25 protein-coding genes and 4 pseudogenes are annotated in these 24,554 nt (G+C 71.4%); 17 read left to right on the top strand and 12 right to left on the bottom strand.

Translation table 11 applies throughout. The annotated features are described in order from the left end of the window. Window positions 1-160: 160 nt before the first annotated feature. Window positions 161-850, top strand: a complete 690-nt coding sequence (locus ABVB68_RS12170) for a class I SAM-dependent methyltransferase (RefSeq protein ID WP_353600953.1) — start codon at window positions 161-163, stop codon at window positions 848-850. 319 nt (window positions 851-1,169) lie between these two features. Next, complete coding sequence (locus ABVB68_RS12165) at window positions 1,170-2,123, top strand: GNAT family N-acetyltransferase (protein ID WP_353600952.1); 954 nt, start codon at window positions 1,170-1,172, stop codon at window positions 2,121-2,123. A 165-nt stretch (window positions 2,124-2,288) separates the two neighbouring features. On the opposite strand, the gene ABVB68_RS12160 is transcribed toward ABVB68_RS12165, so the two are convergent. From ABVB68_RS12160 to ABVB68_RS12140, 5 genes are all read right to left on the bottom strand, one after another. Further along, a complete protein-coding gene (locus ABVB68_RS12160; protein WP_353600951.1) occupies window positions 2,289-2,531 on the bottom strand; it encodes a hypothetical protein in 243 nt (80 codons plus the stop codon). A 323-nt stretch (window positions 2,532-2,854) separates the two neighbouring features. Beyond that, window positions 2,855-3,511: a hypothetical protein gene (locus tag ABVB68_RS12155; protein ID WP_353600950.1), complete on the bottom strand. Its 657-nt coding sequence runs from the start codon at window positions 3,509-3,511 to the stop codon at window positions 2,855-2,857. Between the two features lie 280 nt (window positions 3,512-3,791). After that, the gene (locus ABVB68_RS12150; RefSeq protein WP_353600949.1) at window positions 3,792-4,226 is read right to left on the bottom strand and encodes a DUF2267 domain-containing protein; all 435 of its coding nucleotides are present in this window, start codon (window positions 4,224-4,226) and stop codon (window positions 3,792-3,794) included. Window positions 4,227-4,292: 66 nt separating this feature from the next. Continuing rightward, window positions 4,293-4,688: a DUF2267 domain-containing protein gene (locus ABVB68_RS12145; protein WP_353600948.1), complete on the bottom strand. Its 396-nt coding sequence runs from the start codon at window positions 4,686-4,688 to the stop codon at window positions 4,293-4,295. A gap of 100 nt (window positions 4,689-4,788) precedes the next feature. After that, window positions 4,789-5,220: an Hsp20/alpha crystallin family protein gene (locus ABVB68_RS12140; protein WP_353600947.1), complete on the bottom strand. Its 432-nt coding sequence runs from the start codon at window positions 5,218-5,220 to the stop codon at window positions 4,789-4,791. 126 nt (window positions 5,221-5,346) lie between these two features. On the opposite strand from ABVB68_RS12140, the gene ABVB68_RS12135 reads away from it, so the two are divergent. The 3 genes from ABVB68_RS12135 (at window position 5,347) to tpg (ending at window position 9,097) form a co-directional block, all read left to right on the top strand. Further along, complete coding sequence (locus ABVB68_RS12135) at window positions 5,347-6,012, top strand: type III effector protein (protein WP_353600946.1); 666 nt, start codon at window positions 5,347-5,349, stop codon at window positions 6,010-6,012. A gap of 307 nt (window positions 6,013-6,319) precedes the next feature. Beyond that, window positions 6,320-8,533, top strand: a complete 2,214-nt coding sequence (tap, locus tag ABVB68_RS12130; protein WP_353600945.1) for a telomere-associated protein Tap — start codon at window positions 6,320-6,322, stop codon at window positions 8,531-8,533. Between the two features lie 6 nt (window positions 8,534-8,539). Then, the gene (gene tpg, locus ABVB68_RS12125; RefSeq protein WP_353600944.1) at window positions 8,540-9,097 is read left to right on the top strand and encodes a telomere-protecting terminal protein Tpg; all 558 of its coding nucleotides are present in this window, start codon (window positions 8,540-8,542) and stop codon (window positions 9,095-9,097) included. Between the two features lie 417 nt (window positions 9,098-9,514). Here the strand turns inward: tpg and ABVB68_RS12120 are convergent, their stop codons facing one another. The 5 genes from ABVB68_RS12120 to ABVB68_RS12100 form a co-directional block, all read right to left on the bottom strand. Then, window positions 9,515-9,715 (bottom strand): hypothetical protein, encoded by a 201-nt coding sequence (locus tag ABVB68_RS12120; RefSeq protein ID WP_353600943.1) that lies wholly within the window; start codon window positions 9,713-9,715, stop codon window positions 9,515-9,517. Window positions 9,716-9,992: 277 nt separating this feature from the next. Continuing rightward, window positions 9,993-10,748 (bottom strand): glycosyltransferase, encoded by a 756-nt coding sequence (locus tag ABVB68_RS12115; protein WP_353600942.1) that lies wholly within the window; start codon window positions 10,746-10,748, stop codon window positions 9,993-9,995. Beyond that, complete coding sequence (locus ABVB68_RS12110) at window positions 10,745-10,906, bottom strand: hypothetical protein (RefSeq protein WP_353600941.1); 162 nt, start codon at window positions 10,904-10,906, stop codon at window positions 10,745-10,747. The genes ABVB68_RS12115 and ABVB68_RS12110 overlap by 4 nt, the downstream gene beginning before the upstream one ends. Next, the gene (locus tag ABVB68_RS12105; RefSeq protein WP_353600940.1) at window positions 10,897-11,232 is read right to left on the bottom strand and encodes a GntR family transcriptional regulator; all 336 of its coding nucleotides are present in this window, start codon (window positions 11,230-11,232) and stop codon (window positions 10,897-10,899) included. The genes ABVB68_RS12110 and ABVB68_RS12105 overlap by 10 nt, the downstream gene beginning before the upstream one ends. Window positions 11,233-11,401: 169 nt before the next feature. Continuing rightward, a complete protein-coding gene (locus tag ABVB68_RS12100; RefSeq protein WP_353600939.1) occupies window positions 11,402-12,610 on the bottom strand; it encodes a cytochrome P450 in 1,209 nt (402 codons plus the stop codon). 402 nt (window positions 12,611-13,012) lie between these two features. Between ABVB68_RS12100 and ABVB68_RS12095 the strand changes: the two genes are divergently transcribed. From ABVB68_RS12095 to ABVB68_RS12085, 3 genes are all read left to right on the top strand, one after another. Then, window positions 13,013-13,432: a CBS domain-containing protein gene (locus ABVB68_RS12095; protein WP_353600938.1), complete on the top strand. Its 420-nt coding sequence runs from the start codon at window positions 13,013-13,015 to the stop codon at window positions 13,430-13,432. 1,034 nt (window positions 13,433-14,466) lie between these two features. Beyond that, window positions 14,467-15,399, top strand: a complete 933-nt coding sequence (locus tag ABVB68_RS12090; RefSeq protein ID WP_353600937.1) for an SRPBCC family protein — start codon at window positions 14,467-14,469, stop codon at window positions 15,397-15,399. Beyond that, window positions 15,396-16,571, top strand: a complete 1,176-nt coding sequence (locus tag ABVB68_RS12085) for a zinc-dependent alcohol dehydrogenase (protein ID WP_353600936.1) — start codon at window positions 15,396-15,398, stop codon at window positions 16,569-16,571. Before ABVB68_RS12090 ends, ABVB68_RS12085 begins: the two co-directional genes overlap by 4 nt. 69 nt (window positions 16,572-16,640) lie before the next feature. On the opposite strand, the gene ABVB68_RS12080 is transcribed toward ABVB68_RS12085, so the two are convergent. Next, on the bottom strand, window positions 16,641-17,018 hold the full coding sequence (locus ABVB68_RS12080) for an aromatic-ring hydroxylase C-terminal domain-containing protein (protein WP_503006089.1): 378 nt from the start codon (window positions 17,016-17,018) through the stop codon (window positions 16,641-16,643). A 65-nt stretch (window positions 17,019-17,083) separates the two neighbouring features. Here ABVB68_RS12080 and ABVB68_RS12075 point away from each other — a divergent pair, with 65 nt between their 5' ends. From ABVB68_RS12075 to ABVB68_RS12060, 4 genes and pseudogenes are all read left to right on the top strand, one after another. Then, window positions 17,084-17,743 (top strand): MSMEG_1061 family FMN-dependent PPOX-type flavoprotein, encoded by a 660-nt coding sequence (locus tag ABVB68_RS12075; protein ID WP_353600935.1) that lies wholly within the window; start codon window positions 17,084-17,086, stop codon window positions 17,741-17,743. Between the two features lie 60 nt (window positions 17,744-17,803). Then, window positions 17,804-18,445 (top strand): annotated as a pseudogene (locus ABVB68_RS12070) (class I SAM-dependent methyltransferase); the annotation flags it as partial. A gap of 346 nt (window positions 18,446-18,791) precedes the next feature. After that, window positions 18,792-19,607: a class I SAM-dependent methyltransferase gene (locus ABVB68_RS12065; protein ID WP_353601058.1), complete on the top strand. Its 816-nt coding sequence runs from the start codon at window positions 18,792-18,794 to the stop codon at window positions 19,605-19,607. A gap of 276 nt (window positions 19,608-19,883) precedes the next feature. Further along, entirely contained in the window at window positions 19,884-20,726 is an 843-nt protein-coding gene (locus ABVB68_RS12060; protein ID WP_353600934.1) for an MBL fold metallo-hydrolase, read from the top strand. Between the two features lie 142 nt (window positions 20,727-20,868). Here the strand turns inward: ABVB68_RS12060 and ABVB68_RS12055 are convergent, their stop codons facing one another. After that, the gene (locus ABVB68_RS12055; protein ID WP_353600933.1) at window positions 20,869-21,444 is read right to left on the bottom strand and encodes a GNAT family N-acetyltransferase; all 576 of its coding nucleotides are present in this window, start codon (window positions 21,442-21,444) and stop codon (window positions 20,869-20,871) included. A gap of 222 nt (window positions 21,445-21,666) precedes the next feature. Here ABVB68_RS12055 and ABVB68_RS12050 point away from each other — a divergent pair, with 222 nt between their 5' ends. The 5 genes and pseudogenes from ABVB68_RS12050 (at window position 21,667) to ABVB68_RS12030 (ending at window position 24,551) form a co-directional block, all read left to right on the top strand. Next, window positions 21,667-22,140: an HIT family protein gene (locus ABVB68_RS12050; protein WP_353600932.1), complete on the top strand. Its 474-nt coding sequence runs from the start codon at window positions 21,667-21,669 to the stop codon at window positions 22,138-22,140. 224 nt (window positions 22,141-22,364) lie between these two features. Continuing rightward, a pseudogene (locus tag ABVB68_RS12045) lies at window positions 22,365-22,655 on the top strand (sugar kinase); the annotation flags it as partial. Then, window positions 22,655-22,879: pseudogene (locus ABVB68_RS12040) on the top strand (TIM barrel protein); the annotation flags it as partial. The pseudogenes ABVB68_RS12045 and ABVB68_RS12040, both read left to right, overlap by 1 nt. A gap of 195 nt (window positions 22,880-23,074) precedes the next feature. After that, window positions 23,075-23,695 (top strand): EboA domain-containing protein, encoded by a 621-nt coding sequence (locus tag ABVB68_RS12035; RefSeq protein ID WP_353601057.1) that lies wholly within the window; start codon window positions 23,075-23,077, stop codon window positions 23,693-23,695. Beyond that, a pseudogene (locus ABVB68_RS12030) lies at window positions 23,695-24,551 on the top strand (TatD family hydrolase). The gene ABVB68_RS12035 and the pseudogene ABVB68_RS12030 overlap by 1 nt, the downstream one beginning before the upstream one ends. Window positions 24,552-24,554 lie beyond the last annotated feature (3 nt).

Here is a 24,554-nt window from a genome sequence, read left to right as displayed (position 1 = left end):
TTGAACGCCCCCTTCTCGTCGCCGTGGGAGTGCCGTCGGCAGGCCGGCGGCGTTGCCCTCGAATGCGACTGTGTTCGCTTGTGCCTTGCCCGGGGACACCGTGTTGCCGGACCGGCAACAGCAGTGGCGCAACCGGAACGCGATGGGTGACGGTGGCCCCGTGACCGACAACATCGCAGCAGGATCGCCGACGTCCGACACCCCCTCGCTCACCGGCCCGTCTGCCGGCTACCTGGGGGATCCCGCAGTGCGGGCGGAATGGGACGGCAGGTACGCCGACCGGCAACAACTCTGGAGCGGCCGGCCCAATGGTGCACTCGTGGCCGAGGTCGAGGGGCTCACGCCCGGGCGGGCGCTCGACGTCGGCTGCGGCGAGGGTGCGGACGCCGTCTGGCTCGCGAGCGGCGGTTGGGACGTGACCGCGCTCGAGGTTTCGGGCGTGGCACTGGAGCGGGCGGCCGAGCACGCCCGGGACGCTGGCCTCGCCGTTCGCTGGGTACACGCGGAGCTGACCCGGGCGGCGCTCGCACCGGCCTCCTTCGACCTGGTCTCCGCGCAGTACCCGGCCCTGCTGCGCACCCCCGACGCCGCGGCCGAGCGCGCGCTGCTCGAGGCCGTCGCGCCCGGCGGCGTGTTGCTCCTCGTCCACCACGCGGGAATGGACACCCGGCAGACACATGACAGCGGCTTCGACCCGGCCGACTACGTCTGGCCCTCGATGGTCGCGGCTCTGCTCGACGACGACTGGGAGGTGGAGGTGGACGAACAGCGGCCACGGGTGGCACCCGACGGCGGTGCCGGCGCGCACCACGCGGACGACCTGGTGCTGCGCGTACGTCGGCTGCGCTGAGCCGAACCCGCCACCGGAGCCGCAGGGCGTTGCTCCGCCGACCTGACAACGCAGGTCGGCTGTGCTGAGCCGAGCCCGCCACCGAACCTCAGGGCGTTGCTCCGCCGACCTGACAACGCAGGTCGGCTGCGCTGAGCCGAACCCGCCACCGAACCTCAGGGCGTTGCTCCGCCGACCTGACAACGCAGGTCGGCTGCGCTGAGCCGAACCCGCCACCGAACCTCAGGGCGTTGCTCCGTCGACCGGATGACGCAAACGCCAGTCGGTGGCTGTGAAAATGGCTCGACCGGCTCTGCGCAGCCTGGCACCGTGGCCGCCCATGACGGACTTCGAGCTTGTGACCGCCGCGGACGTGAGGCTCATGCAGGGTCTGGCGCAGCGTGTCGCCGCCACCCGCCTGGACCTGGTGAACGGCGAAGCGACGTTCGGGGAGCTGGCCTGGAACTGGGGCAAGGGGCACGCCGCCCACGGCGCGGCCTGGCCGCGTCGGCTGTGGTTCTCCGGCGGCGATCTGGTGGCATGGGGCTGGGCCTGGCTTCCGCACCGGGTGAGGCGGAGCGACGGGTCGGTGAAGGACGTCACCGGCGCCAATCTGGTGTACCAGGTCCATCCCGACCACGCCGGGCTGGTCGACGAGGTGATCGACTGGTACGACGGTACGGCGGCGGATGTCGAACGCACGGTGTCGCCGTCGGCCGCCGATGAGTTCGCCCTGCGGCGCTGGGCGGCGCACGGCTACGAGACCGACCCGGCCTCCCTCGGCGACACCGCGTACTGGACCCAGCTCAACGAGCGAGATCTGATCGACGTGGAACAGCCGGTGCTGCCCGACGGATTCAGGTTCCGCACCGCCGACGAGGCCGGACCGGAGGCCACGGTCCGGGCCCACCTGGACGCGTGGGCACCGTCGGCGTACTCGGCCGAGAGCTACGCGGGCGTCCGGAAGACGGCGACGTACCGCGGCGACCTGCACATCCTGGTCGAGGCACCGGACGGAACGATGGCATCCTCGACGATCATGTGGCTCGACGAAGTGAACAGGACCGCCGAGTTCGAACCGGTCGGGACGCATCCGGCCTACCGGCGTAGGGGACTGGGCAGGGCGATGCTGCTGCACGGGATGCGCGTGGCGCGGGCGGCAGGGGCCCGCCATACGACGGTCGCCTGCCTGGGCGCGCCGGGACATCCCGCGGCGCGCGGGCTGTACCACGGCGTCGGATTCCGGGAGCTCTCGCGAGACGCCCCGCTCATCAAGGCCAGGACTGCGCACTGAGGACTGACATCAAGGCCAGTGCCGCCCGCGCTCTGCGGCTTCTCCTGTCGGCGCCCTCCAGGGCAGGACAGTGCGGGCGGGAACTGGGCCTCCACGTGGTTGAGGCGCGAGGGGTTCGTCGCGATGCGGACGCTCTCGACGTGGTCGGCCTCGTGGCTGCCGAATTCACTCGACGGCCGGGTCCTCCTGGGCATGCCACACGGCCTTTTTCAAGGCCTGCTCCACCTCGTCCCGGCTCGTCCCGGTGGCTTCGGCGTGCGCGGCGACGGCCGCCTGCACGGCGGCGAACGCCTCCTGCCACCGGCGGCACTGCGCGTCGTACTCCTCGCCGGTGAGGCCCGCGAGCTTCGCGCGTTCTTCCTCGGCGGATCGTTCCAGCCTGACCAACTCATCGGGGACCTTTGCCACGGGCACGGATCCTAGGCGCCGTGTGTGGATGCGACGAACGGGCTCGCCGTCCGATCGGGTGGAGCCGCGGCGGAGCCCGTGCCTGACGGGTGTGCTGACACGTCCCTGTTGTCGGAAGGACACGCTGGGAGCCTGCCCGGACGCGCGGTGAGAAGGGCATCCGCCGGGCAGATGACCTCTCGGCGCCGAGGCTGGACCAGTCGGTTTCGGCCAGGTGGCTCCTTAGTGAGGTAGGCATCCGCCGGGCAGATGACCTCTCGGCGCCGAGGCCGGACCACTCGGTTCCGACCGGGTGGCTCCTTTCCGGCTCAGACACCCGAGGCCTATGTGCGGGGCTTGCCGTCCCACCGCCACGCGGTCGGACGAGGACGCCCGGGCAGTTCGGCGCGCCCGGTCGCCCACAAGAGGGTGGGCCACGGATCCGTGGACGTGGGCGCGTCCGGGAACAGCCGGGCGAGCACCCGCGCGCACAGGTCGGCAGGCGGGCTCCATGCGAGCCCGAGTCCTTGCGCCAGGTCGTACGTGTGCACCAGGGTCTCCACGATGCCCATGGCGGCGAAGCCCTCGGGATCCGAGGCTCCGAAGACGTGGTGGGCCCGGGTCTGCGGAGGCGTCGTGCGCACCATGGCGACCAGCAGCGCACCACTCACTTCCAGGACCTGGAGCAGGCCGACGGGCCCCGCCTTGCGGTCGGCGTGAATGGCGTTCGCCGGACCACCGGGACGCCGGCTCTCCCACAAGAAGGGCACCTCGCCGTCCAAGGGCCTTGTTTTGAGGCCTAGTTGGGCAGCGTAAGCGAAGAGGTCGTCACTGAGGTGCTCGACCGTCTCCCAGCAGTCCCACTCCAGCGAACCGGCCTTCCCTTCCCACGCGGTCGGGGGCGCGTCGCGAAGGACGGTGACGGCGAGTCGCACGGCGAGGTCGAGGTCGTCCGCCGTGACGGGGGGCTGCGAGAGACCACTGTCGAAAGATGAGGACACGGCATGACCGTACCGCGACCAGAAGGAGCCCCGCCCGTATGTGATCGCCGGCCCCCGCAACCCGGCGAAGACGTGCGGTCGGAGCACCAGCGGATACGTTCTCGGACGGAGGCCAGAGCTTCGGTCTCCGGTCAGGAGGAGGCCGGTCCGGCAGCTGCGGGCCCCGGCGCCGGGCGCGGTGGCGAGGACGTCCGACGGCACGACTCCCGTGGGGTCTTCGTCATCCGTGCACGCCACCCCGTCACCACCGTGTCCCGGCGCCGGAAGGGGATCGGGCCGCCTACGCGGCCTGGGTGAGTTCGGCGCGGCCGAACAACAGCGCGTAGCCGCCGGGGAGCCGGCTCAGGATGCGGGTGAGGAGGTCGGGGCCGGCCAGGTCCGCGATGGTGCAGAGGACCGATCCGGTGTCCCAGCGGGTGGTGGCGAGGCCGGCGCCGGTACGGGAGGCGAGGTCTTTGACGAAGGCCCAGCCGGTGAGAGGGCGGGCGTCGGGGATCTGCGCGGTGAGGATGCGTGCGGCTTCGATGGGCAGGCGGGCGGCCAGTTCGACGCGTTCGTCGCCCGTAAGCTGGCGTCCGAGTCCTGCGAGGACCAGGCGGACGGCTTCCTCGGCCCGTTCCCGGGTGGGGTAGGCGCCTTCGTAGCGGACCTTCTCCAGCATCTCCTCGTCCGTCATCGTGGGCGGGTGCTGGAGACGTGCACGCCGGTCGGACATCACTGGGGTGTTGCCTTTCTGTCGCCGGGGTCGTGGTGCCGGTGTGCGGACACCGGGCGTGTGTGGTCAGGTGGGCTCGGGGCGGCCGAAGAGGAGGTCGTAGCCGACGGGGAGCTGGAGCAGGATCTGGCCCAGCAGGTCGTCGCCGGCGGCGTCGGCGACGGTGCTGAGCACGGCGCTGACGTCCCAGGCCGCGGTCGTGTCGGTGGCGCCTTCTATCCAGGCCGCGGTCGCGCGCACGAACCGCTCCGGTGACAGGGGTTCGGCACTCTGCAGCGGGTTCAGCAGGATCAGGGCGAAGTCCTCCGGCAGTCGCGCCGCCAGCTGGGCGCGCACCTCGCCGACCAGGTGTGCGCCCAGCAGGGCGAGCACCACACGGGCCGCACGCTCGGCTTCCTGCCGGCTTCCGTACTCGCCGCGTTCCTTCACCCGATCGAGGAACACTTCGCGTCGCAGGGGCATGTCGGCCGCCACCTTCTTCAGTCCCGGGGCGGCGGAGGACGGGGTGAGGGGGGAGATCAGCTGCCCGTCCTCCACCGCTGTTCGGCCCGTATCGCCCGGCTCAGCCGGAGATCTCCTTGCGGTCGGAGCCGCCGCCGATGGCGATCTTGCGGGGCTTGGCCCGCTCGGCGATCGGGATGCGCAGGGTGAGCACCCCGGCCTCGTAGTCGGCCTTGATGCGCTCGGTGTCCAGGGTGTCGGCCAGCACGAGCTGGCGGGAGAAGACGCCCAGCGGCCGCTCCGACAGTTCCATCTGCACGTTGTCGGACTTGGCCACGGGCCGGCGCTCGGCCTTGACGGTCAGCATGTTCCGCTCGACGTCGATGTCGATCGCCTCCGGGCTGACGCCGGGGAGGTCGAAGGCCACCACGTACTCGTCACCCTCGCGGTAGGCGTCCATCGCCATCGCGGACGGCCGCGACCAGGTTCCCGGGCCCATCAGCTGCTGGGTCAGCCGGTCGAGCTCACGGAAGGGGTCGGTGCGCATCAACATCGTGAAACACCTCCAGAAGGTTCGGGCAGTTGCTGCCAATGCGCCTCACTGGATCCGTTGTAGCATGTCATCCAATGGATGACAAACCCAGTGTCGTCCGATGGATGACAATCCCGGGAGGTGCCCATGACAGCAGCCCACCAGCCGGTCTCTTCCGGCGCCGACGCCCAGAGCCCGGCTTCGTTCCTCGCCGCTGCGGCGGCCCTTCAGGCCATAGACGACGCCCTGCGCTCGGCCCACCACGAGGCCCCGGGCCCCGACGTCCCCGATGCGCCGGACCCCGGCCCGGAGCAGGCCCTGGCCTCCTTGCTGCTGCTGCGGCAGGTGCGCGAGCGGCTCGCCGGATGGGAAACGGGTCTGATCGAAACGGCCCGCGACGCGGGAGCCAGCTGGGCCGACCTCGCCCACCCCCTCGGTGTCGCCAGCCGCCAGGCCGCCGAGCGCCGCTATCTGCGGAACCGGCCCGGCCCCGCCGGAACGACCGGCGAGCAGCGGGTCCAGGCCACCCGCGACCGCCGCGCCGCCGAACGCAACACCGCCACCTGGGCCCGCCGCAACGCGGCCGACCTGCGCCGCATCGCCGGCCGGATCACCGCCCTGACCGACCTCCCCACGGCCGCCCACCGTCCCCTCAGCCAACTCCACGCGGCCCTCGCCCACGACGATCCCGCCGACCTCATCCACCCCCTGAACGCCACCCGCCCGCACCTGACCACCACTCACCCCGACCTCGCCGCCGAGCTCGATGCCCTGACGAACCCGGCCACCGCTGCGGACACGGCCACCGACTGAGCCGCAACCGGCCGGGCACACATGCACGCCCCACGCCCGAGACGGGACGCGGTGCGTAGCGCTGCCGACGGCCGGGACTGAGGTCGCCGCCCTTGGCACAGCGGGTGAGGCGGTGGCGTCAGCGGATCGTCGCGCGGTCGTGTCCGGGCCGCAGCTGGCGGAGCGGAGTTGGCGGAGCGGAGTTGGCGGAGCGGAACCTCGCGCAGCGTCGCAAGCAGGACGACCCGGCGCGCCCCGGGTAAGCCAAGCGAAAACCGCGAGTAATCTGTAAGCGTTTCGCGCAGGCTGCAGGGTGGAGCTGATCCGGGTGCCCAATGACGAAGACGCGCTGTTCAGTGCGGTGGACGCACTGCTTGAGCAGGTCGCCCAGGACCCACTGCCGCCGCCCGCGGAACGCAAACGACTCCGTGAGGCCGCCGGGCTGAGCCAGGACCAGGTCGCCAAGGCGCTCCAGGCCCGGCGCGAGTCGGTGGGGAACTGGGAAGCCGGCCGGAGCGAGCCACGGCCGCCGAAGCGAGCCGCCTACGCCCGGCTGCTCGACAAGCTGGCCGAACGCTTCCCCGCGCCCGCCGAGGCGCCCGACCCGGCGCCCGCGGCGGCGGCGTGCACCGCCCCCGCTCCCGCCCCCGATCCCGTCCTGCCGGCCGGGGAGCCGACTGTCCCGGCCCAGGCCGCTGCCGTGCGTCCGGTGCCTGCCGCCAAGCCGGTCACGTCGGTCACGTCGGTCACGTCGGTCACGTCGTCCCGGCGCCCGGGTCCGACGAAGGCGGTGAAGAAGCAGGCTGCCGTCGATCCCCGGTTCGAGAACGGCCCGCTCGCCGTGGTCGACGTCGAGGACGGCCGGGTCCTGGCGTACTGCGTCGGCGGCCTGGTCCTGGACGTGCCCGCCAAGTCCCTGCCGTCGCTGGTCGAGTGGACGCTGACCGAGGCCCGGCTCGGGCAGGCCCGCCTGCACCGCAACGGCCGCGACGCCGATCCGGTCCTGGTCCTGACCCCGGCCGCGCTGGAGCGCTTCGGCCTGCCCGCCGCCCTCTCGGAGGAGCAACGGCGCGCCGGGCGGCTCCCGGACAGCCACAGGGTGGTCAAGCAGCTCACCAAGGCCGACTGGCAGCTCACCCGGCGCGGCCTGGGCCCCTGGGCACGGATCTACCGCCCGGCCGACGGCTCCAAGCGCAACTGCGTCCAACTGTGCATCCCGGCCTGGAACGCCCTGGACGTCCGCGAGTGGGACCGCAAGGACGACCCGGTGCTGCCGACGATGCACCCGGCCGACCTCGCCCGCTACCTCGGCGCGTACGCGCAGCGGGTGATGACGCCGCGCGGCACCACGGCCGTCACCGGCCTGGAGCTGATGGTCGCGCTGCGCCCGCCGACCCGGGCCGAGAAGGACGAGGCGACCGGCGAGTTCAGGCGAGCCCTCAACGACGACGCACTCACCCGGCTGTACGACGTGGTGGAGTGCGAGGTCCCGGACGAACACCCGGTCCTGAAGGGCAAGTTCGCCCGGCACCACCTGCGCACACCGGCCGAGATGCTGATGGAGGAGCCGTACGACTGGTGCCGGCCGCTGACCGATGAGGAGTGCGTGAACCGGTTCCTGGTCGCGGTCGACATCAACATGTCGTTCGCCGCGGCGGCGAACGGGCTCACGGTCGGACTGAACGGGCCGACCCACCTGACCGGCAACCCGGAATTCGACGCCTCGCTCCCCGGGTCGTGGCTGGTCGACCTGAGCCACGTGGACCTGTCCCGGGTGGACGTCGGCGGCCGGACGGTCGACGGCGAACGGCTGCCCTCGCCGTTCACGCCGAAGGGCGACCGCCCCACCGGCCCGGCCTGGTACGCCACGCCCACGGTGCAGTACGCGGTGGAGCTCGGCTTCGACGTCGCGCCGATCGAGGCCTACGTGCGCACGCGGACCGGCCGTTACCTGGACGGCTGGTACAAGCGGCTGCGCGACGCGTACGTGGAGACGATGGCCGACCTCGGCGTCACCGCAGACCTCGGCGGCCGGGAGTTTCTGGAGGCGATGGCGCGGCGCAGGCGGGTGGACCCGACCATGGCGCTGCTGGAGACCGCGATCAAGGCGACGGCGAAGGGCGGCATCGGCAAGCTGCGCCAGCGCAACCGGGGCCAGGTACCGTACTACGAGGCGTGGCCCGCGCTCGCCCGGGAGACGTGGCGCCCGGACATCCGGGCCGCCGTGCTCGCCAACCAGCGGATCGGCCTGCACCGCAAGCTGATGAAGACCGCCGCGGCGGCGGATCTGTACCCGGTGGCGATCGGCACCGACGCGATCGTCTACCCCTCGCCCGGCCCCTCCCCGCTGGACGTCCTGCCGTACACCCCGGAGGGCAAGCCGGTGCCGGGCACGTTCCGGCTCGGTGTCTCGCCGGGGATGGTGAAGCACCAGGGCACCCAGACCGTGCTGTGGGCGGAGGAGCGGTTCGAGGAGCACGGCGGCGTCTTCAACGTCTCCAACCTGATCAAGGACGATCCGACAGCCGGAGCGGGGGAGTAGCAGGTCATGGTCGACTCGGTCGGGGACAGCCTGGACCGCGCGCTGGAGGGGGCGTTCACCCGCCGCATCCCGCAGAGCGCCCAGGCGCAGATGAAGTACCTGGTCAAGCAGCTCAAGGGCACCAAGCCGGTCGCCGTGCTGCTGGGGGTGTCCCAGCGCACCGTGGAGCGGTACGTCGCGGGCAGGCTGAAGCGGCCCCGCCAGGAGCTGCGAGGCCGCATGGAGCGGGAGGTCAGGAAGCGCTGGCAGCCGCAGGTGCGGGCCAGGGCGAAACAGAGGGCGGCCTCCACCGACGGCCTGGTCGTCTCCACCCGCGCGCGCTTCGGGTTCACCGCCGCGCCGGGCACCACCGACGACGCCCGGATCCGCGACATCACCCAGGCTCTGCCGCCCGCCTTCGCGGACCGCCTGTTCACCGCCCAAGAGCAGGGCGCCACCGAGAAGCAACTCCAGCAGATCGCGGCCGAGGGCCTCGCGCAGATGTACTTCCGCGCCAACGACACCCGGGCGCGCGGACTGGGCGTGGCGTTCACGGACATCGAGCAGATCGAGATCGAGCTGTAGCAGACCCGGACAGCCGTGCGGGCCTTGCCCACGCCACCGAGGAATGCCGCGGCCACCGCGCGCTCGCGAAGCCGAGGATCCGACTCTTGCGTTCTGCGGGTCGACGGGGGTGCGCCCGAAGCGCGGTTCCTCCGCGACAGCCACGAAGTAGCTCAGCGTTCGCAGCTCCATACGGCGACGAAACCCATGCGGCATCGGCCGTCCTGGACAGGACTCGGTCACCCGCGGTGCCGAGCCTGGGAACCGGGGGAGGGCTGAGCACCGATGACCGGCATCCCCCGCCCCCGCCGGGCCGACCCCGGGGCCAGGGGAATGATCACCCGGACCACGCCAACGCGCTCGACCGGCCCCGCCCCGGCCGCGGCAGCACCGGCACGGACGGTGTGCCGCCGCCCTGGCGGTGGCGGCGGCAGAGTTCTACTGGCGGTTGAGGAACCACTGCTGGGCGGCGGTGGCGTCCTCCGGCGAGGGCAGTTCGCGCAGTGGGGCGACGTTGTCGTCACCGTAGGTGCCCGTCACCGCGACGCCCTCGTTCAGATAGGGCACCAGTACCCAGCGATTCGTGTCTCCTACGCGCAGCACTGCCCACCACTGGTTCTTGTTCGACGGGGCGTTCATGCTGAGGCATGCGCGTGCCGCGCGACTGTTTGCGCCCGCGCACATCCACGCGAGTGTGCAGTCAGCCAGGCCCAGGTCCACGGGCTTTGTCTTCCGTTCTCCCAGGGGGACGGGGTCCGCGCGATGAGTACGGAAGCCGTGTCTGCTCACCTCTTGGGGGCGCAGAAGACGCGTGAAGGGCGGAACAGGGGACGCTGGGCGGCTCGGCCCCCTCGTGACGCTGGAACGGCGAGAAAGCTTCGTGGATGATGTGAGGGCACGTCACCAATCGGCGCTCTCAGGGGGCGTTGACCTGGCCTGACCACGCCCGCAGGGCCACAGCATGCTCCTGAATCAGGGACATGCGTGCCTCCCACTCAGGCCCGGCGCGGTGTGCCGGATGGGCGGTGATCTGCCCGGAGTGCTTCCGGTAGGTGAGGCCGGTCTCCTCGTGGAACCAGCCGCTGGCCAGAGCGTCCAGACCGAGCAGCAGCCCCGTGTCGCCGGAGGCGGGCAGCGCCATCCACCCGCCGAGCAGCGCGAGGAGGGACCGACGTACGCACAGGGTGGCCGGGTGAACCTGCGGCCGCCGGTGCTCGGCCCAGAAGGCGTAACCGCTGCCGCGAGGTAGCAGACCGGGCTCGGGGTCACCCTCGAACCCCAGTTTCGTGCCGTCCTCCAGGAGGTCCAGCACACGTGACGTGGTCCAGCCGACGTCCGGACGAGAGTTCAGCACGTCGACGTCACGTGCGAGGACGCCCGCTGCCAGCGTGTCGTCGGCGTCGAGCACCTTGACGTATCGGCCCGATGACCGGGCGAATGCCATGGTGCGTGCCACATGTGGACCGCCCCTGCGCGAGGCGGCGATGTGAATCCGCGGATCGTCGGCCGGCACATGCGCGGCCGCGCCGACCCCCTCTCCGTCCTCCTGCACACACCATTCCCACGCCCAGCCGGCCGGGAGCACCTGCTCCCGCAGGGAGGCATAGGCCTCCCCGAGGAAGCCCGTCCCGTCACCGTGAACGGGCGTGACAACCGAGACGACCTTGGTCACGCGGCGCCCTCCGCGGACGACTCGGACGGCGTCCAGCGCCGGTTCAGGTCCCGCAGGGCGTCGAGCCGGGGCAGCACCGCGAGTTCCCGCGTGCCGAGGTCGAGCAGGGGTGCCCGGCCCTCGTCGTGGACGGGGATGGTGATGCTGATCAGTGGCACTCCAGCGCTCCAGTCGCGTTGCATGGCTCAGTTCGACGCCGTCCGCGGGGAGACTCGACCAGAAGCCCTCGGCCCGGGGGCACGGTGCGCCAACGGCCGGGGCAGAGCTCGGCAGCGTCGCCGCCGGCCGGACCGGACAGTACTCCCTGTTCGTCCAGGGTGACGATCGCCGTACGGGCGGTGTTCTCGTTCACCCCGAAGTATGCGGCAAGGGGGGTGATCGTCGGGATCCGCTCGGCGGGTTCGAGGGCGCCGCGCTCGATCTCGTCCGGCAGCACACCGGCGGCACGCGGAGCACCACCGCGCGGCGTCGTGGGCTTGGCCATGACCCCACCCTCGCATGGTCGGACACGCCGAAGCAACGCCCGCATACGAGGGTGTCGGCGGTGTCGGGTGCGGCCTCTCGGCCTCTTCCCGTACGGGTCTCACACCCGAGCCCGCCCGTCTCTCCGCCCGCGTCCCCCACCTCGGTCCCCCTCAAGTGTCGCCGGGCGGCTACCAGGCGACGGGCAGCTCCAGCGGGAAGCGGCGGATCGTCTCCGTGTCCCAGCGCACGTCTTCCGGCGGCACGGCCAGCCGCAGTCCCGGGAACCGCTCCAGCAGCCGCCCGATGGCCACTTCCAGCTCCGCCATGGCCAACGGCACGGCGATGCACCGGTGTCCGCCCCAGCCGAAGGTCATGTGCGGCATGGGGGGCCGGTCCGGGTCGATGAACTCGGGGTCCGGGTAACGCTCGGGGTCGCGGTTCGCCGTCAGGTACGACACATGCACGAAGTCGCCCTTGCGGATCCGTACGCCGTCCATCTCGACGTCTTCCAGGGCCACTCGGGGAATGCCGACCCCTTTGCGGAAGGGGATGTAGCGCAGCAGCTCGTTCAGGACGTCCGTGAGGGACTCCGGCCGGGCGCTGAGGTGCTTCATCAGCTCGGGGCGGGTCAGCAGGAGGTAGCAGATGTCGCTGATCTGGCAGGTGGCCGTGTCCTGCCCGCTGAGCGTCAACGTCAGTGCCATGACGGCCAGTTCCTGGTCGTCGAGCACGTCCTCGCCGTCCCGCGCCGCGGCCAGCGCGCTGATCAGGTCGTCACCGGGGGCGTCGCGGCGCTGATCGACCAGTGCGCCGAAGTAGGCGCGCAGCTCGGCCTTGGCGGTCGCGGCGACCTCGCGGCGGTCCGGGCCGGTGGCGAGCAGACGCTGCAGGTTCTGCTGCGTGGGCGCCCAGTCGGCCCGGGGGATCCCGAGGAGGTCGAAGATGGTGTGCTGGGGGAGCGGGTTCGACAGCCGGTCCACGAGATCCGCCGGCGCTCCCTGCTCCTCCATCTCGTCCAGGAGCCTGTCCGCGAGCCGGATGATCCGCCCGCGCATGCACTCGTCGACCTGCCGCTGGGAGAACACCTGCGACGCCAGGCGCCGAAGACGGCTGCTCTGCGGCGGGTCCATCACGTTGATCGATTCAGGGGACACGATGGGTTCCGGGGTGAGCCGCGGATAGTCGAACTCCAGGATCGCGGCCCGGCTGAACCGGGGATCGGTGGTCACCCGCTGGACCCCCTCGAACCCGGTGACCAGCCAGGCGTCGGCGTCGCCGTACGGCAGCCGGATCCGTGTGGGGGAATCGTGGTCCATGAGCTTCGCCAGAGAAGGATCGAACTCCAAGCCCTCACTGAAGTCGAAGGGGCACGTGATCGCTTCGTTGCCTGGGGACATCGCGCAGTTCTCCCTCGCTCGCCGATTCGTTATCCCATGCATATGCCATTCCGTGGGGGCTGGCCATCGGTGCGCATCCGGGGCGCCGCCGGGGTCTGGCGCCGGGCCTGCCCGCCTGCGCTGCACGCCCTCGGCGCTGCGGGAGATCACACACCGCCGGGCATCGGCAGCCGTTCGGGTACCGGGGCCCGGGCGAGCCTCTCGTGCCCTCACCGGAGCCATACGTTCCTTTACTGAGCAACAAACTCGACGCCGAACTCGCGGTCCGACTCCGTCGGTGGGCTGTTGGTGGGCAAAGAGCGGACCCGGAGTGAGACTCCGACGGCTTGCGGGGAGAGCCACTGGGGCCGCCACGCACGCGCTCGCCGGCGGTTGACCGGGAAAGCCGACTTGGGAGGCACGATGGCGCAGAAGATCCGTGAGGTGATGACGGCCGCTCCGGTGACGGTGGGGCCGCAGACCTCGGTGGTGGAGGTCGCCCGGATCATGCGCGACCAGGGCATCGGCGTGGTGCTGGTGGCAGAGAACGAGGAGCTGCGCGGCCTGGTCACCGACCGCGACCTGGTGGTGCGCGTGCTGGCCGAGGGCGGCAACGTCGGCGACCGTACGGTCGCCGAGGCGTGCAGCCGGGAATTGATCACTGTCTCGCCCGACGACGACGTGAACCGGGTCGTGGAGCTCATGCGGCAGCACGCCGTGCGGCGTCTTCCGGTCGTCGAGGAAGACCACCCGGTCGGCATCGTGTCGCTGGGCGACCTGGCGGTGGAACGAGACACCGACTCGGCCCTGTCCGAGATCAGTGCCTCCGAGCCGAACGAGTAGGGACTGCACCCGGCCCGTCACCGCCCTGGCGGGTGGGGACGGCACCGAGAGGGACTTCAGCCGCGTCGGAACGAAGGTGTCGGGGCCGGCGGGCTCACATCCGGCAAGAGGAAGTCGCGCAGCTGGGTCAGTCGCTCGATTCGCGAACCCGGCGGCACGGAACGGGTCGGCGGCACACCTCGGCGGATTCTCGCCGGCGCCGTACAGCAGCCCAGGGCACCCTCCGTCTTGACGCCGCCGCCCACCCGCAGCACCGCACGCCGCCCACCCGCGCCCACCCGCAGCGCCGCACGCCGCTCACCCGCAGCGCCGCACGCTGCTCACCCGCAGCGCCGCACGCTGCTCACCCGCAGCGCCGCACGCTGCTCACCCGCAGCGCCGCACGCTGCTCACCCGCAGCGCCGCACGCCGCTCACCCCACAGCATCGTCGACGGGGCTGTCCCCGCCGCCGTACCCGGCGCATTCGACGATCTCCGGTTCAGCGAGCGGCCGGAGGACCCGGAGCTGTCCGCCAACGCTGTCGCCGTTCGGCGGTTCCGCACGGATGCCGTCGGGCCGGCCCTTCGGCAACCTCGGGCCCGGCCTCCGGCAACCCGTGGCCGGGCCTGCGGCAGCCTCTGGCCGGGCCTGCGGCAGCCTCTGGCCGGGCCGCCTGGAGGAGACACGCGGGCAGGCGCCTCGGCCCTCGCGGAGGTCCCAGACGAGCTGTCGGGACGGCGGCCCACCACGTCTCGCCACCACCGAGCAGACTCCGGCACCGCAGCACCGCAGCACCGCACGCCGACGGCGGACCGGCTCGACCCGCTCTCCGGGGTCCACGCGCACGAGGACCAGGCGGCCCGCTCCCCACGACGTACGGCCAGGCCGCCAGCCCGAGCGCCGGCCTTCACCGGCTCTCGGCCACATCGATACCCGTGCCAGTCGTTTGAACCCGGTCGGGTCGGAAACCCCGCCCTTGTTGTTGCCTGCAATGACCCCATTGGGATCTTTTTCGGGGGGATTCGACCGTCCGACCTTCCAGCGGGAGCATGTGATGAGCACAGCAACCCACTCCGACCTCCAGCACGATCCCCTGGTGCGCGGCCTGGGCTTGGCCAGTGCGCTTCTGGGCGTACCCCAGGTCGCCGGTCCGGGGAGCTTCGCCCGGGCACTGGGCGTGGGGGACGCGCCCCGGCACCGTCTGGCCACCGCCGCCGTCGGCGTCCGTGAGCTGGTGGCGGCCGCCGGACTGCTGGGTCGGCCGAGCCCGGTCTGGCTCTGGGGCCGCGTAGGCGGCGACGTGATGGACCTGACGATGCTGGCCAGGGCCCTGAAGAACCACGACGGCCGCGGCGTCGGCCGGACGGCCGCCGCGACCGCCGCCACCACCGTCATCACCGCCACGGACGTCTACGCGGCCGTGACCCGGACCCGCAGGAGCACACCAGTGGAACTGACCGCGACCACCACCGTCAGCCGGCCTCCGGACGAGGTCTACGACTTCTGGCGGCAGTTGGACCAGCTGCCGCGGTTCATGGCGCACCTCGACGAGGTACGCATCACGGGCCCCCGCACCAGCCACTGGAAGGCGAGCGCGCCGTTCGACAAACACGTCGAGTGGGACGCCGAGATCACCCAGGAGATACCGGGGCAGCTGATCGCCTGGCGCTCGCTGGACGGCGCCGACATCGAGAACTCCGGCGAGGTCCGCTTCACGCCCGCCCCCGGCGGGCGCGGCACCGAGATCCACGTGACCCTGCGCTACGACATACCCGCCGGTCCGCTCGGCAAGGCGGCGGCGCGCTACTTCGGTGAGGAGCCCCACCAGCAACTGGACGACGACCTGCGGCGTGCCAAGCAGATCGAGGAGACCGGCGAGGTGATCCGCTCCGAGGGCGCTCCCGGCGGCAAGCGAGCCCGCGGGGAGTTTCCGCAGCACCCGGCACGACCGCTGACCGAGGACGAGCTGAAGGAGGCCCTGTCATGAAGGCCAACTGCTGGACGGGCCGGAATTCGGTCGAGGTGCAGGACGTTCCCGATCCCTCGATCCTCAACAGCCGCGACGCCATCGTGAAGATCACCTCGACGGCCATCTGCGGATCCGACCTGCACCTGCTCGACGGCTACGTCCCCACCATGCAGAAGGGCGACGTCATGGGCCACGAGTTCATGGGCGAGGTCGTGGAAGTGGGCCCGGGCGTGGACGGCGACCGGATCCGGGTCGGCGACCGGGTGGTCGTGCCGTTCCCCATCGCGTGCGGGGCCTGCGCGTCCTGCCGGGCCGAGCTGTACTCGTGCTGCGAGAACACCAATCCCAACGCGGGGATCTCCGAGAAGTTCTTCGGTCACCCGACGGCCGGCATCTACGGCTACTCGCACCTGACCGGAGGTTTCGCAGGCGGCCAGGCCGAGTACGCCCGCGCGGTGTTCGCCGACGTCAACGCTCTGAAGATCGAGTCGGACCTCACCGACGAACAGGTCCTGTTCCTCTCCGACATCCTGCCCACCGGATACATGGGCGCCGACATGTGCGACATCCAGGAGGGCGACGTCGTCGCCGTCTGGGGCGCCGGTCCCGTCGGCCAGTTCGCGATGGACAGCGCCCGGGTGCTGGGCGCCGACAAGGTCATCGCGATCGACAAGGAGACCTATCGGCTCGACATGGCCGCCGCACAGGGCTACACCACGATCAACTTCGCGGGCATGGACGTGCGCTCGGCCCTGCTGGAACTCACCGGGGGACGGGGCCCGGACAAGTGCATCGACGCGGTCGGCATGGAGGCCACGCACGGCGCCACCCACGTGCATCTGTACGACCGGGCCAAGCAGGCCGTCCGCGCCGAGACCGACCGGCCCCACGCGCTGCGGCAGGCCATCATGTCCTGCCGCAGCGGCGGCGTCGTGTCCGTCATCGGGGTCTACGGCGGCTTCATCGACAAGTTCCCGGCCGGAGCCTGGATGAACAGGTCACTGACCCTGCGCACCGGACAGTGCCATGTGCAGAAGTACATGAAGCCGCTGCTCCGCCTGATCGAACAGGGCAAGATCGACCCCACCCGGGTCATCACCCACCGCCTGCCCCTGACCGAGGCGCCCCGCGGCTACGAGCTGTTCAAGAACAAGCAGGACGGCTGCGAGAAGGTCGTCCTCAAGCCCTGACCGAGCCTCTTCCACTGCGGACGGGCGCGCTCACCCTGCCCTGGCGGGATGGCGAGCGGGCCCGTCTGCTCACCGTGATCGGGGGCCGAGGGCCGAGGGGCGAGGGCCCGTCCGCCCACCACGGTCCAGGGCCGATGAGAGAGGGCCCGGCCGGCCCACAGGCCTGCGCGAGGGCCGGATCTGGTCGTCGCCGATCCAGGCGACGTGGCCGTCGGGACGTAGCAGGACGCACGGAACATCCAGCACCGCAGCGGGATCCGCGAGGTGGTCGACCCGGTCCGACCAGCCGCCGACGGCCATGCGTGCCGTGCGGTCCAGCAGCAGCCCGCGGCCGCGGTGCAGCAGATCGTAGAGGCGGCCCTGTGTCACTTTGATCACGTCGAACACGTGGGGCGCGCGATCGGAGCAGGAGGCCGGCGACCGGAGAACGCCGGGGACCTCGCCCACGGCGGCGTCGCGCTCGACCTTTCCGACCAAGATCAATCGCAGGTCGGCCCATTAGAGTCGGAGGCATGACGACACCCCTTGCCGGCAGTGCCTTCGACTCGCTCCGCATCGACGCCGTGACCGACGAGGAGGCGTTGCGCCGGACCTACGAACTCCCCGGCGAGGCAGCCGTGCGCAAGCAGATGACCGAACTCACCGAACACACGCGGCGGTTGATCGGCTGCTCATCGCTGGTCCTGGTCGCCAGTGCGGACGCCGAGGGCAACTGCGACGTCTCCCCCCGCGGCGGCCCCGCCGGGTTCGTCGCCGTCCTGGACGCACGGACGGTGGCGATACCGGACGCGACCGGCAACAAGCGTCTGGACACCCTGCAGAACGTCATCGCCACCGGACGGGCCGGGCTGCTGTTCGTCATCCCCGGGCGCACCACGACGCTCAGAGTGAACGGCCGAGCCTGTGTCTCCACCCGCCCCGAGCTGCTGTCGCAACTGACCGCGGTGGGAAAGCCACCGGCCAGTGCGCTGGTGCTGGGGATCGAGGAGGTCTACCCGCACTGCCCCAAGTCGCTTCTGCGCAGCGCTGCCTGGAAGCCGGAGCAGTGGCTGCCGGCGGACGCCCAGCCGACCTCGGCCGAGGTGACGCTGGCCCAACTGCGGATGCCGGAACTGACGATCGCCGACATCGAGCAGGCGGAGGCGGACTCGCTGAAGTACCGCTACGAGTAGATGTCGCACAGGCCGACTCACGGTCGTGACACGCCAGTTCCCTGGTCTAGGCTCGCCCGCGTGGCTGAGCCCTCCTTCCTGACCGCCGTCCGCGAGTCGTACGACACGGTCGCCGCCGATTACGTCGAACGCGTCCCGCCTCCGGCCGCGATGGACCCGCTGTCACGCGCGATGCTGGCGGGGTTCGCGGAACTCGTGCGGACGGCCGGTTCCGGGCCGGTCGCTGACCTCGGTTGCGGACCCGGCCGCGTGACGTCGTACCTGGCCGGGCTGGGGGTGCCTGCTTTCGGCGTCGACCTGTCGCCGAAGATGGTCGGGCTGGCTCGGCACGCCTATCCGAACCTGCGGTTCGTCGAGGGCTCGATGACCGCGCTGGAGCTGAGGGACGACGAGCTCGGCGGCATCCTGGCGTGGTATTCCACCCATCACACACCCCCGCAGTGGCTGCCTGCGGTGTTCGCCGAGATCCACCGCACGCTCGCGCCCGGCGGCCACCTGCTCTGGGGAGACTATGTCGGCGACGAACGGCTGCAGCCGACCCAGGGCTACGGCCGTCCGGTGTCCTACGAGTCGTATCTCCTGCCGTTGAACCGCGTGGCCGGCCTGCTGGAGCAGGCCGGACTCGTCGTCACCGCGAGGCTGGAGCAGGAGCCCGGCGGACGGGTGAACAGACCGCACGCCTGCCTCCTGGCCCGCAAGCCCCGGAGGGTCCTGACGGGGCTTGCTCCCGCGGCGGGGCCGCCCGGCTGCGACCCCGAAGTGAGGAGCACTCCGCGCCGCGAACGCGACCACGGCGGCGACGAAGACGGCGTACCGGGCCCCGATCGCCTGCGAACGGAAGTCAGCCACCGTCACGCTCGCCGCACAACGACACAAACGGGCGCCCACCCCGTCGGGACGAGTCCCGGGCTTCCCAGGGGCTCGGTCCCCACTGCGCCGGTCAGTGGGGACAAGCCGACAGGGTTCCACCCCGGGCCCGGCCGGCCGGTTCCCCGATGGTTAGGCTGACGCCGTGACTGATGAGCACGGGCGGGTGCAGCCGTCAGGAGTGTGGGCCACGGCGGTGGGGGTCGCCAGGGTACGGGCACTGGAGACCGAGCGGGAGGACGCGCTGTTCCGCGACCCACTGGCACGGGCCTTCGCCGCCGCCGGCGGTCTGTGGCCCGCCTCACCGCCGCTGCCCGACGACGAGGCAGCACGACGCCGCCGGCGGGCCGTGTCGTTCTCCATCGTCGTCAGGACGAGGTTCCTCGACGACTTGTTGCAGCAGGCCTCCGCGTCCGGGGTCCGGCAGGTCGTGCTGCTCGGCGCCGGGATGGACAGCCGGGCCTTCCGGATCGACTGGCCCGAGGGCACCCGGCTGTTCGAGGTCGACACCGCCGCGCCACTGGACTTCAAGGCCTCGGTGCTGCGGCAGGAGCGGGCCGTCGCACGCTGTGACCGGATCACCGTCCCGGTGGATCTGCGTGAGGACTGGCCAGGCGCGCTGGCCGCAGCAGGGCACGACCCGGCCGAGCCGACCGCGTGGATCGCCGAAGGACTGCTGATCTACCTGCCCGAGGACGCGGTGGAACTGCTGCTTGCCCGGATCAGCAAGCAGTCGGCGGCAGGCAGCCGAATGGGGCTGACCTTGGGCTCGCGCGGCGTGATCGAGCGCTTCGGCGCGGACGCCGCCCCTGGATCGGCGGCGTCCATGTGGGTCTCGGAGATGCCCGACGACCCGGTGGGCTGGCTCGCCGGGTACGGCTGGGAGGCCGACAGCCACACCCTGCGCGAGCGCGCGGCCGCCTACGGCCGCCCGATCAGCACCCCGCCGCAACGCGAGGAGCGGCCCGGCGGCCTGATCTCGGCGGTCCGCCGGTAGAGCGCCTGCCGGTTCCCTGGGTGATCGATCCCGTGAGCCGCCAGGGGTTCCCAGCGATCAGGGGAGGGGCACGGTCTCGGTGTGGTGGTTGCCGTGGCCGGCCGAGCCGCGCGGGTGTACAAGCCGGGACGCGACATCATGGTGTCCGGCGGTCGCCGGGTGGCCGGGGCCGCGCGGGGTACTCCGGAGGAGTCCGATGAATCCGGCGGATCCGTCCCGGCCGACCGGGACGGGCCGACCCCCGTCGGGTCGACGGCGATCTCGGCGAGGACCACTATGGCTGTTTTTGACGACCACGCTCTGGACCTGCACTTCATCGGTACCGCGACCGTCCTGCTGCGATACGGCGATCTGGCGCTGCTCACCGATCCCAACTTCCTGCACCGCGGGGAGCGCGCGCACCTGGGGTACGGACTGACGAGCAGGCGTCTGACCGAGCCGGCTCTTCAGCCGGCGGAACTCCCGGAACTGGATGCCGTGGTCCTCTCCCACCTGCACGGTGATCACTGGGACCGCAGGGCCAGACGGTCCCTGGACCGGTCGGTGCCGATCGTCACCACCCCGCACGCAGCCCGCCGTCTGCGGAGCTGGCAGGGTTTCGACCAGGCCGGCGGCCTGCGGACGTGGGAGAACTGCGTGATGCGTGCGGGCCGCTCGCAGGTCCGTATCACCTCCCTGCCCGGAGAACACTCACTTCAGCCGGTGCTGCGCAGGCTGCTGCCGCCGGTGATGGGCACCATGCTGGAGTTCGGCCGGCGTGACGGGCCGGTGAGCCTGCGCCTGTACATTTCGGGCGACACGCTTCTGTACGACGGACTGGACGAGATAGTACGTCGCTTTCCCCGAGCCGACCTCGCCGTGCTCCACCTGGGGGGCACGCGACTACCCGGAGGATTCGTCGTCACCATGGACGGCGCTCAAGGCGCCGAACTCGTTCGCCGACTCGGAATGCCCCGCGCCCTGCCCGTTCATTACGACGACTACGACGTCTTCCGTTCGCCGCTCGACGACTTCCTGGCCGAAGCCCGTCGGCTGGGGCTGCGGGAACGGCTGGTGCACTGCGGCCGCGGGCAGCACGCGAGCGTGGCGCCCCCCGGCAGCGCGCCCGTAGTCCGCTGACACACACGAGCCTGCGATGGACAGGCTCGCCAAGCCTCTCGCTTGGATCGGCCCCGCCCATGGGACAACCGTCTGCCTGCCGTTCCCGACCGGTGTCCGCGGCCGATCAGAGTGGCCGGGCGGGGAGCCTCCACACGCGGTTTCAGTCTTGGCGGCGGAGGTCCAGCATGCAGAAGACCTTGTCGTAGCGGCGGTCGCCCACAGCCACGAAGTCGGGCAGACGGCCGTATTCGGTGAAGCCCAGCGACCGGTAGAGGCGCAGGGCGTTGCCGTTGTCACCACGGGCGTCCAGTGTGAGGACCTCGATACCGGCCCGCCGGGCGTCAGCGATCAGGGCAGCGGTCAGCGCACGGCCGACGCCACGTCCATGGGCGGCGGCATCCACCGCGATCTTCTCCAGGTCGGCGTGCGGCTGGTGCGTCGGCCGGGCATAGCGCAGCCAGTACCCCAGCCCGACCAGGCGACGGTCGAGGTAAGCGGCACGCAGGGCCCCGTCCCCGGCCCGCACCGCCCGCACGATGTGACCGCAGAGTTCCGCCACCTCGTCGCGCGAGGGTGGTTCGACCCAGCCGAGAGCGGCACCTCCGCGGACCAGGTCAGCCAGGATCCGGTGGGCCGACTCCGCGAACCGGGCGCCAAGGTCCGGATCGGACATCAGTTCCACCGCGTCCAGGGCGACCGGCTCAGTGGTCCCGCTGCCGGTCACGCCCGTATTCATGACCACAAGCCTATCCAGCCGCCCCTGCCCCGGCTCGGCCGACGCTGCACACCCGGCGTCAGCCGAGCACCGTCACTGGGACATGCGCCTGGCCAAGTGATGGTGACGGCGATTCTTGGGAGCGGCCGGGGCCGCTCTTCGCCTCGCTTGGCCGGTCTTCGGAGAGTGGGGAGGGTGAGGAGCGAAAGAGCAGGTCTTGATCACCAGTGGATAAGCTCAGGCATGACCAGTGACTGGCGGAAGGACCGGATCGGGGCTGCTCTGCGGGGCGGGAATCCGACCGTGTTGCGGCGACTCGAGTCCGGCTTCGCGGTGATAGGCGACGTTCAGTTCCTGCCCGGGTACTCGGTTCTCCTCACGGACGAGCCGGGTGTGCAACGGCTGACCGACCTGCCCAAGGCCAAGCGGCTTTCGTTTCTGTCCGACATGGACCGACTCGGAGAAGCGGTTGAGCGGGCCTGCCGGCGGTTGGACCCCGAGTTCCGCCGGGTCAACCTGGAGATCCTCGGCAACACGGATCCGTTCTTGCACGCCCATGTCTGGCCCCGGTTCGAGTGGGAGCCGGCCGAGCTGGTGGGCAAGCCGGTGTGGCTGTATCCGGGCGACCGGTGGAGCGACGAGCGGTTCAGGCTCGGCCCGCGGCACGATGCGCTGCGGGATGCGATCGGCAGTGAACTGGACCAGCTGACGGCCTGACCGAGTGGGCCTGCCGACCGCAGGCGGGCGGTCCTACGCCTCCTCGAAGGAACCGGGCCCGTGGCGTCGGCGGTTGGCCCGGCTCAGCCTTCTTTGTCCTGTGAGTGGAAGAAGTAGCGGCAATCTGTGCTCATCTTCTTCCCAGGTTCGGCGACCGCTGCTACGTTCCCTTCGAAAGCCGACACAGGTGGCCGAAAACTGGCGGGGAGGGGCACGTGAGGCGCATGACGGCTCGACCGGCGAACGCGCACCAGGCCCGGCTGCTGAAGCTCCTGCGGGACGGCGGCCCCAACTCCCGTGCTCAACTCGGCGACCAGGTCGCCCTGTCCCGGTCCAAGCTGGCCGTGGAGGTGGACCGCCTCCTGGAGACGGGACTTGTGGTGGCCGACGGACTCGCCGCCTCGCGCGGCGGTCGCCGGTCCCACAACGTCCGGCTCAACCCGGAACTGCGGTTCCTCGGCGTCGACATCGGCGCGACCTCGGTCGACGTCGCCGTCACCAACGCCGAACTGGAGACATGCGACGCGGGGTGCACGACCATCTCCCGTTCGGCGAGGGCGAGATCGACTTCCCGCCCGTCCTCGCGGCCCTCGCCGCCACCGGCTACCAGGGCCTGACGGTCGTGGAACTGCCCCGCCACTCCCACGCCGGCCCGCACCACGCCGCCACCTCCCTGCCGTTCCTCCGCCACGCGACCGGCGTTTCTGCGGGGGCCGTGCCGGAAGGGGGCGCGTCGTGAGTTTGCGTGTTGCCGGTTCTTCTCTGTCGTTCGTGCGCCGTACGGCCGTCCGTGTGGCGGGGGCCGTGCCGGAAGGGGGCGCGTCGTGAGTTTGCGTGTTGCCGGTTCTTCTCTGTCGTTCGTGCGCCGTACGGCCGTCCGCGCGGCGGGCGCCGTGCCCGAAGGGAGCACTTCGTGACCCACTCGACCGTCGTAGTGGAGCCTTCGCCGGACGCCCTGCGCGAGGATCTCGAGGCACACCTCGATCCCGCCGCCCGCGCATGGTTCCGGCGGGCCCTGGAGGAGGCCACCGACCACCCCGGCGGACACGGACCGATCTCCGCGTGGGAACTGCGGCTCGCGGAGGCCGGGCGGCGCTGCGGCAGCCGGCACGCCGACGCCGCCCGCGTCCTGATCCTGCACGCGGCCCACGCGGACACCGCCGCCCTCACCCGTGTCTACCGGCAGGGCACCGCCGCCGAACGCCGGGCCGTCCTGCTGGCCCTGCCCCACCTCGTGCCCGGTCCCGGCGCGCTCCCCCTCGTCGAGGACGCCCTGCGCACCAACGACACCCGACTGCTCGCCGCCGCCGTCGGCCCGTACGCGGCCCGCCACCTGGACGCCCACGCCTGGCGGCACGCCGTCCTCAAGTGCCTGTTCACCGGCGTCCCCGTCGATGCGGTGGCCGCTCTCGCCGAGCGCGCCCACGCGGATGCCGAACTCGCCCGGATGCTCGCCGACTTCGCGGCCGAGCGCACCGCCGCCGACCGCCCCGTCCCCAGCGGCCTGTACCGCGTGCTGGCCCTGGCCACCGCCGAGACCGGCAAGGAGTCCTGATGCGCCTGTTCGACCCGCACATCCACATGACGTCCGGGACCACCGACGACTACGAGGCCATGCGGGCCGCCGGCATCCGGGCGCTGGTGGAACCCTCCTTCTGGCTGGGCCAGCCCCGCACCTCGCCCGCCTCCTTCCTCGACTACTTCGACTCCCTGCTCGGCTGGGAGCCGTTCCGCGCCGCCCAGTACGGCATCGCCCACCACTGCACCACTGCACGCTCGCCCTCAACCCCAAGGAGGCCAACGACCCCCGCTGCGTCCCCGTCCTGGACGAACTGCCCCGCTATCTCGTCAAGGACCAGGTCGTCGCGGTCGGCGAGATCGGCTACGACTCGATGACGCCCGCCGAGGACAAGGCCCTCGCGGCCCAACTGCAACTCGCGGACGAGCACGGCCTGCCCGCCCTCGTGCACACCCCGCACCGCGACAAGCTCGCGGGCCTGCGCCGCACCCTCGACGTCGTCCGTGAGTCGGCCCTGCCCATGGACCGGGTCCTCGTCGACCACCTCAACGAGACGACCGTCAAGGAGGCCAAGGACAGCGGCTGCTGGCTGGGCTTCTCCGTCTACCCCGACACCAAGATGGACGAGCGGCGGATGGTGGACATCCTGCGCACGTACGGATCCGAGAGGGTACTCGTCAACTCCGCCGCCGACTGGGGCCACAGCGACCCGCTCAAGACGCGCAAGGTGGCCGACCTGATGCTGTCGGAGGGATTCGGCGAGGACGACGTGGACCGCGTGCTGTGGCGCAACCCGGTCGCCTTCTACGGGCTCAGCGGACGCCTGGACCTCGAGGTGGCCCAGCCGGACGCCAGCCACGAGGGCAACTCCCTCGCCCGCGGAGGCGAGTGAGCC

This window comes from Streptomyces sp. NPDC096012 (assembly GCF_040426375.1).
In the GTDB taxonomy this organism is placed as follows: domain Bacteria; phylum Actinomycetota; class Actinomycetes; order Streptomycetales; family Streptomycetaceae; genus Streptomyces.
This window is presented reverse-complemented; position numbering and strand designations above follow the sequence as displayed.

What these genes read in the sequence shown, in the direction of transcription:
- ABVB68_RS12165 (WP_353600952.1), top strand. Translation starts at nt 1,170, where the DNA reads ATGACGGACTTCGAGCTTGTGACCGCCGCGGACGTGAGGCTCATGCAG.
- ABVB68_RS12150 (WP_353600949.1), bottom strand. Translation starts at nt 4,226, where the DNA reads ATGTCCGACCGGCGTGCACGTCTCCAGCACCCGCCCACGATGACGGAC.
- ABVB68_RS12145 (WP_353600948.1), bottom strand. Translation starts at nt 4,688, where the DNA reads ATGCCCCTGCGACGCGAAGTGTTCCTCGATCGGGTGAAGGAACGCGGC.
- ABVB68_RS12140 (WP_353600947.1), bottom strand. Translation starts at nt 5,220, where the DNA reads ATGTTGATGCGCACCGACCCCTTCCGTGAGCTCGACCGGCTGACCCAG.
- ABVB68_RS12135 (WP_353600946.1), top strand. Translation starts at nt 5,347, where the DNA reads ATGACAGCAGCCCACCAGCCGGTCTCTTCCGGCGCCGACGCCCAGAGC.
- tpg (WP_353600944.1), top strand. Translation starts at nt 8,540, where the DNA reads ATGGTCGACTCGGTCGGGGACAGCCTGGACCGCGCGCTGGAGGGGGCG.
- ABVB68_RS12120 (WP_353600943.1), bottom strand. Translation starts at nt 9,715, where the DNA reads ATGAACGCCCCGTCGAACAAGAACCAGTGGTGGGCAGTGCTGCGCGTA.
- ABVB68_RS12105 (WP_353600940.1), bottom strand. Translation starts at nt 11,232, where the DNA reads ATGGCCAAGCCCACGACGCCGCGCGGTGGTGCTCCGCGTGCCGCCGGT.
- ABVB68_RS12100 (WP_353600939.1), bottom strand. Translation starts at nt 12,610, where the DNA reads ATGTCCCCAGGCAACGAAGCGATCACGTGCCCCTTCGACTTCAGTGAG.
- ABVB68_RS12095 (WP_353600938.1), top strand. Translation starts at nt 13,013, where the DNA reads ATGGCGCAGAAGATCCGTGAGGTGATGACGGCCGCTCCGGTGACGGTG.
- ABVB68_RS12090 (WP_353600937.1), top strand. Translation starts at nt 14,467, where the DNA reads ATGAGCACAGCAACCCACTCCGACCTCCAGCACGATCCCCTGGTGCGC.
- ABVB68_RS12085 (WP_353600936.1), top strand. Translation starts at nt 15,396, where the DNA reads ATGAAGGCCAACTGCTGGACGGGCCGGAATTCGGTCGAGGTGCAGGAC.
- ABVB68_RS12075 (WP_353600935.1), top strand. Translation starts at nt 17,084, where the DNA reads ATGACGACACCCCTTGCCGGCAGTGCCTTCGACTCGCTCCGCATCGAC.
- ABVB68_RS12060 (WP_353600934.1), top strand. Translation starts at nt 19,884, where the DNA reads ATGGCTGTTTTTGACGACCACGCTCTGGACCTGCACTTCATCGGTACC.
- ABVB68_RS12055 (WP_353600933.1), bottom strand. Translation starts at nt 21,444, where the DNA reads ATGAATACGGGCGTGACCGGCAGCGGGACCACTGAGCCGGTCGCCCTG.
- ABVB68_RS12050 (WP_353600932.1), top strand. Translation starts at nt 21,667, where the DNA reads ATGACCAGTGACTGGCGGAAGGACCGGATCGGGGCTGCTCTGCGGGGC.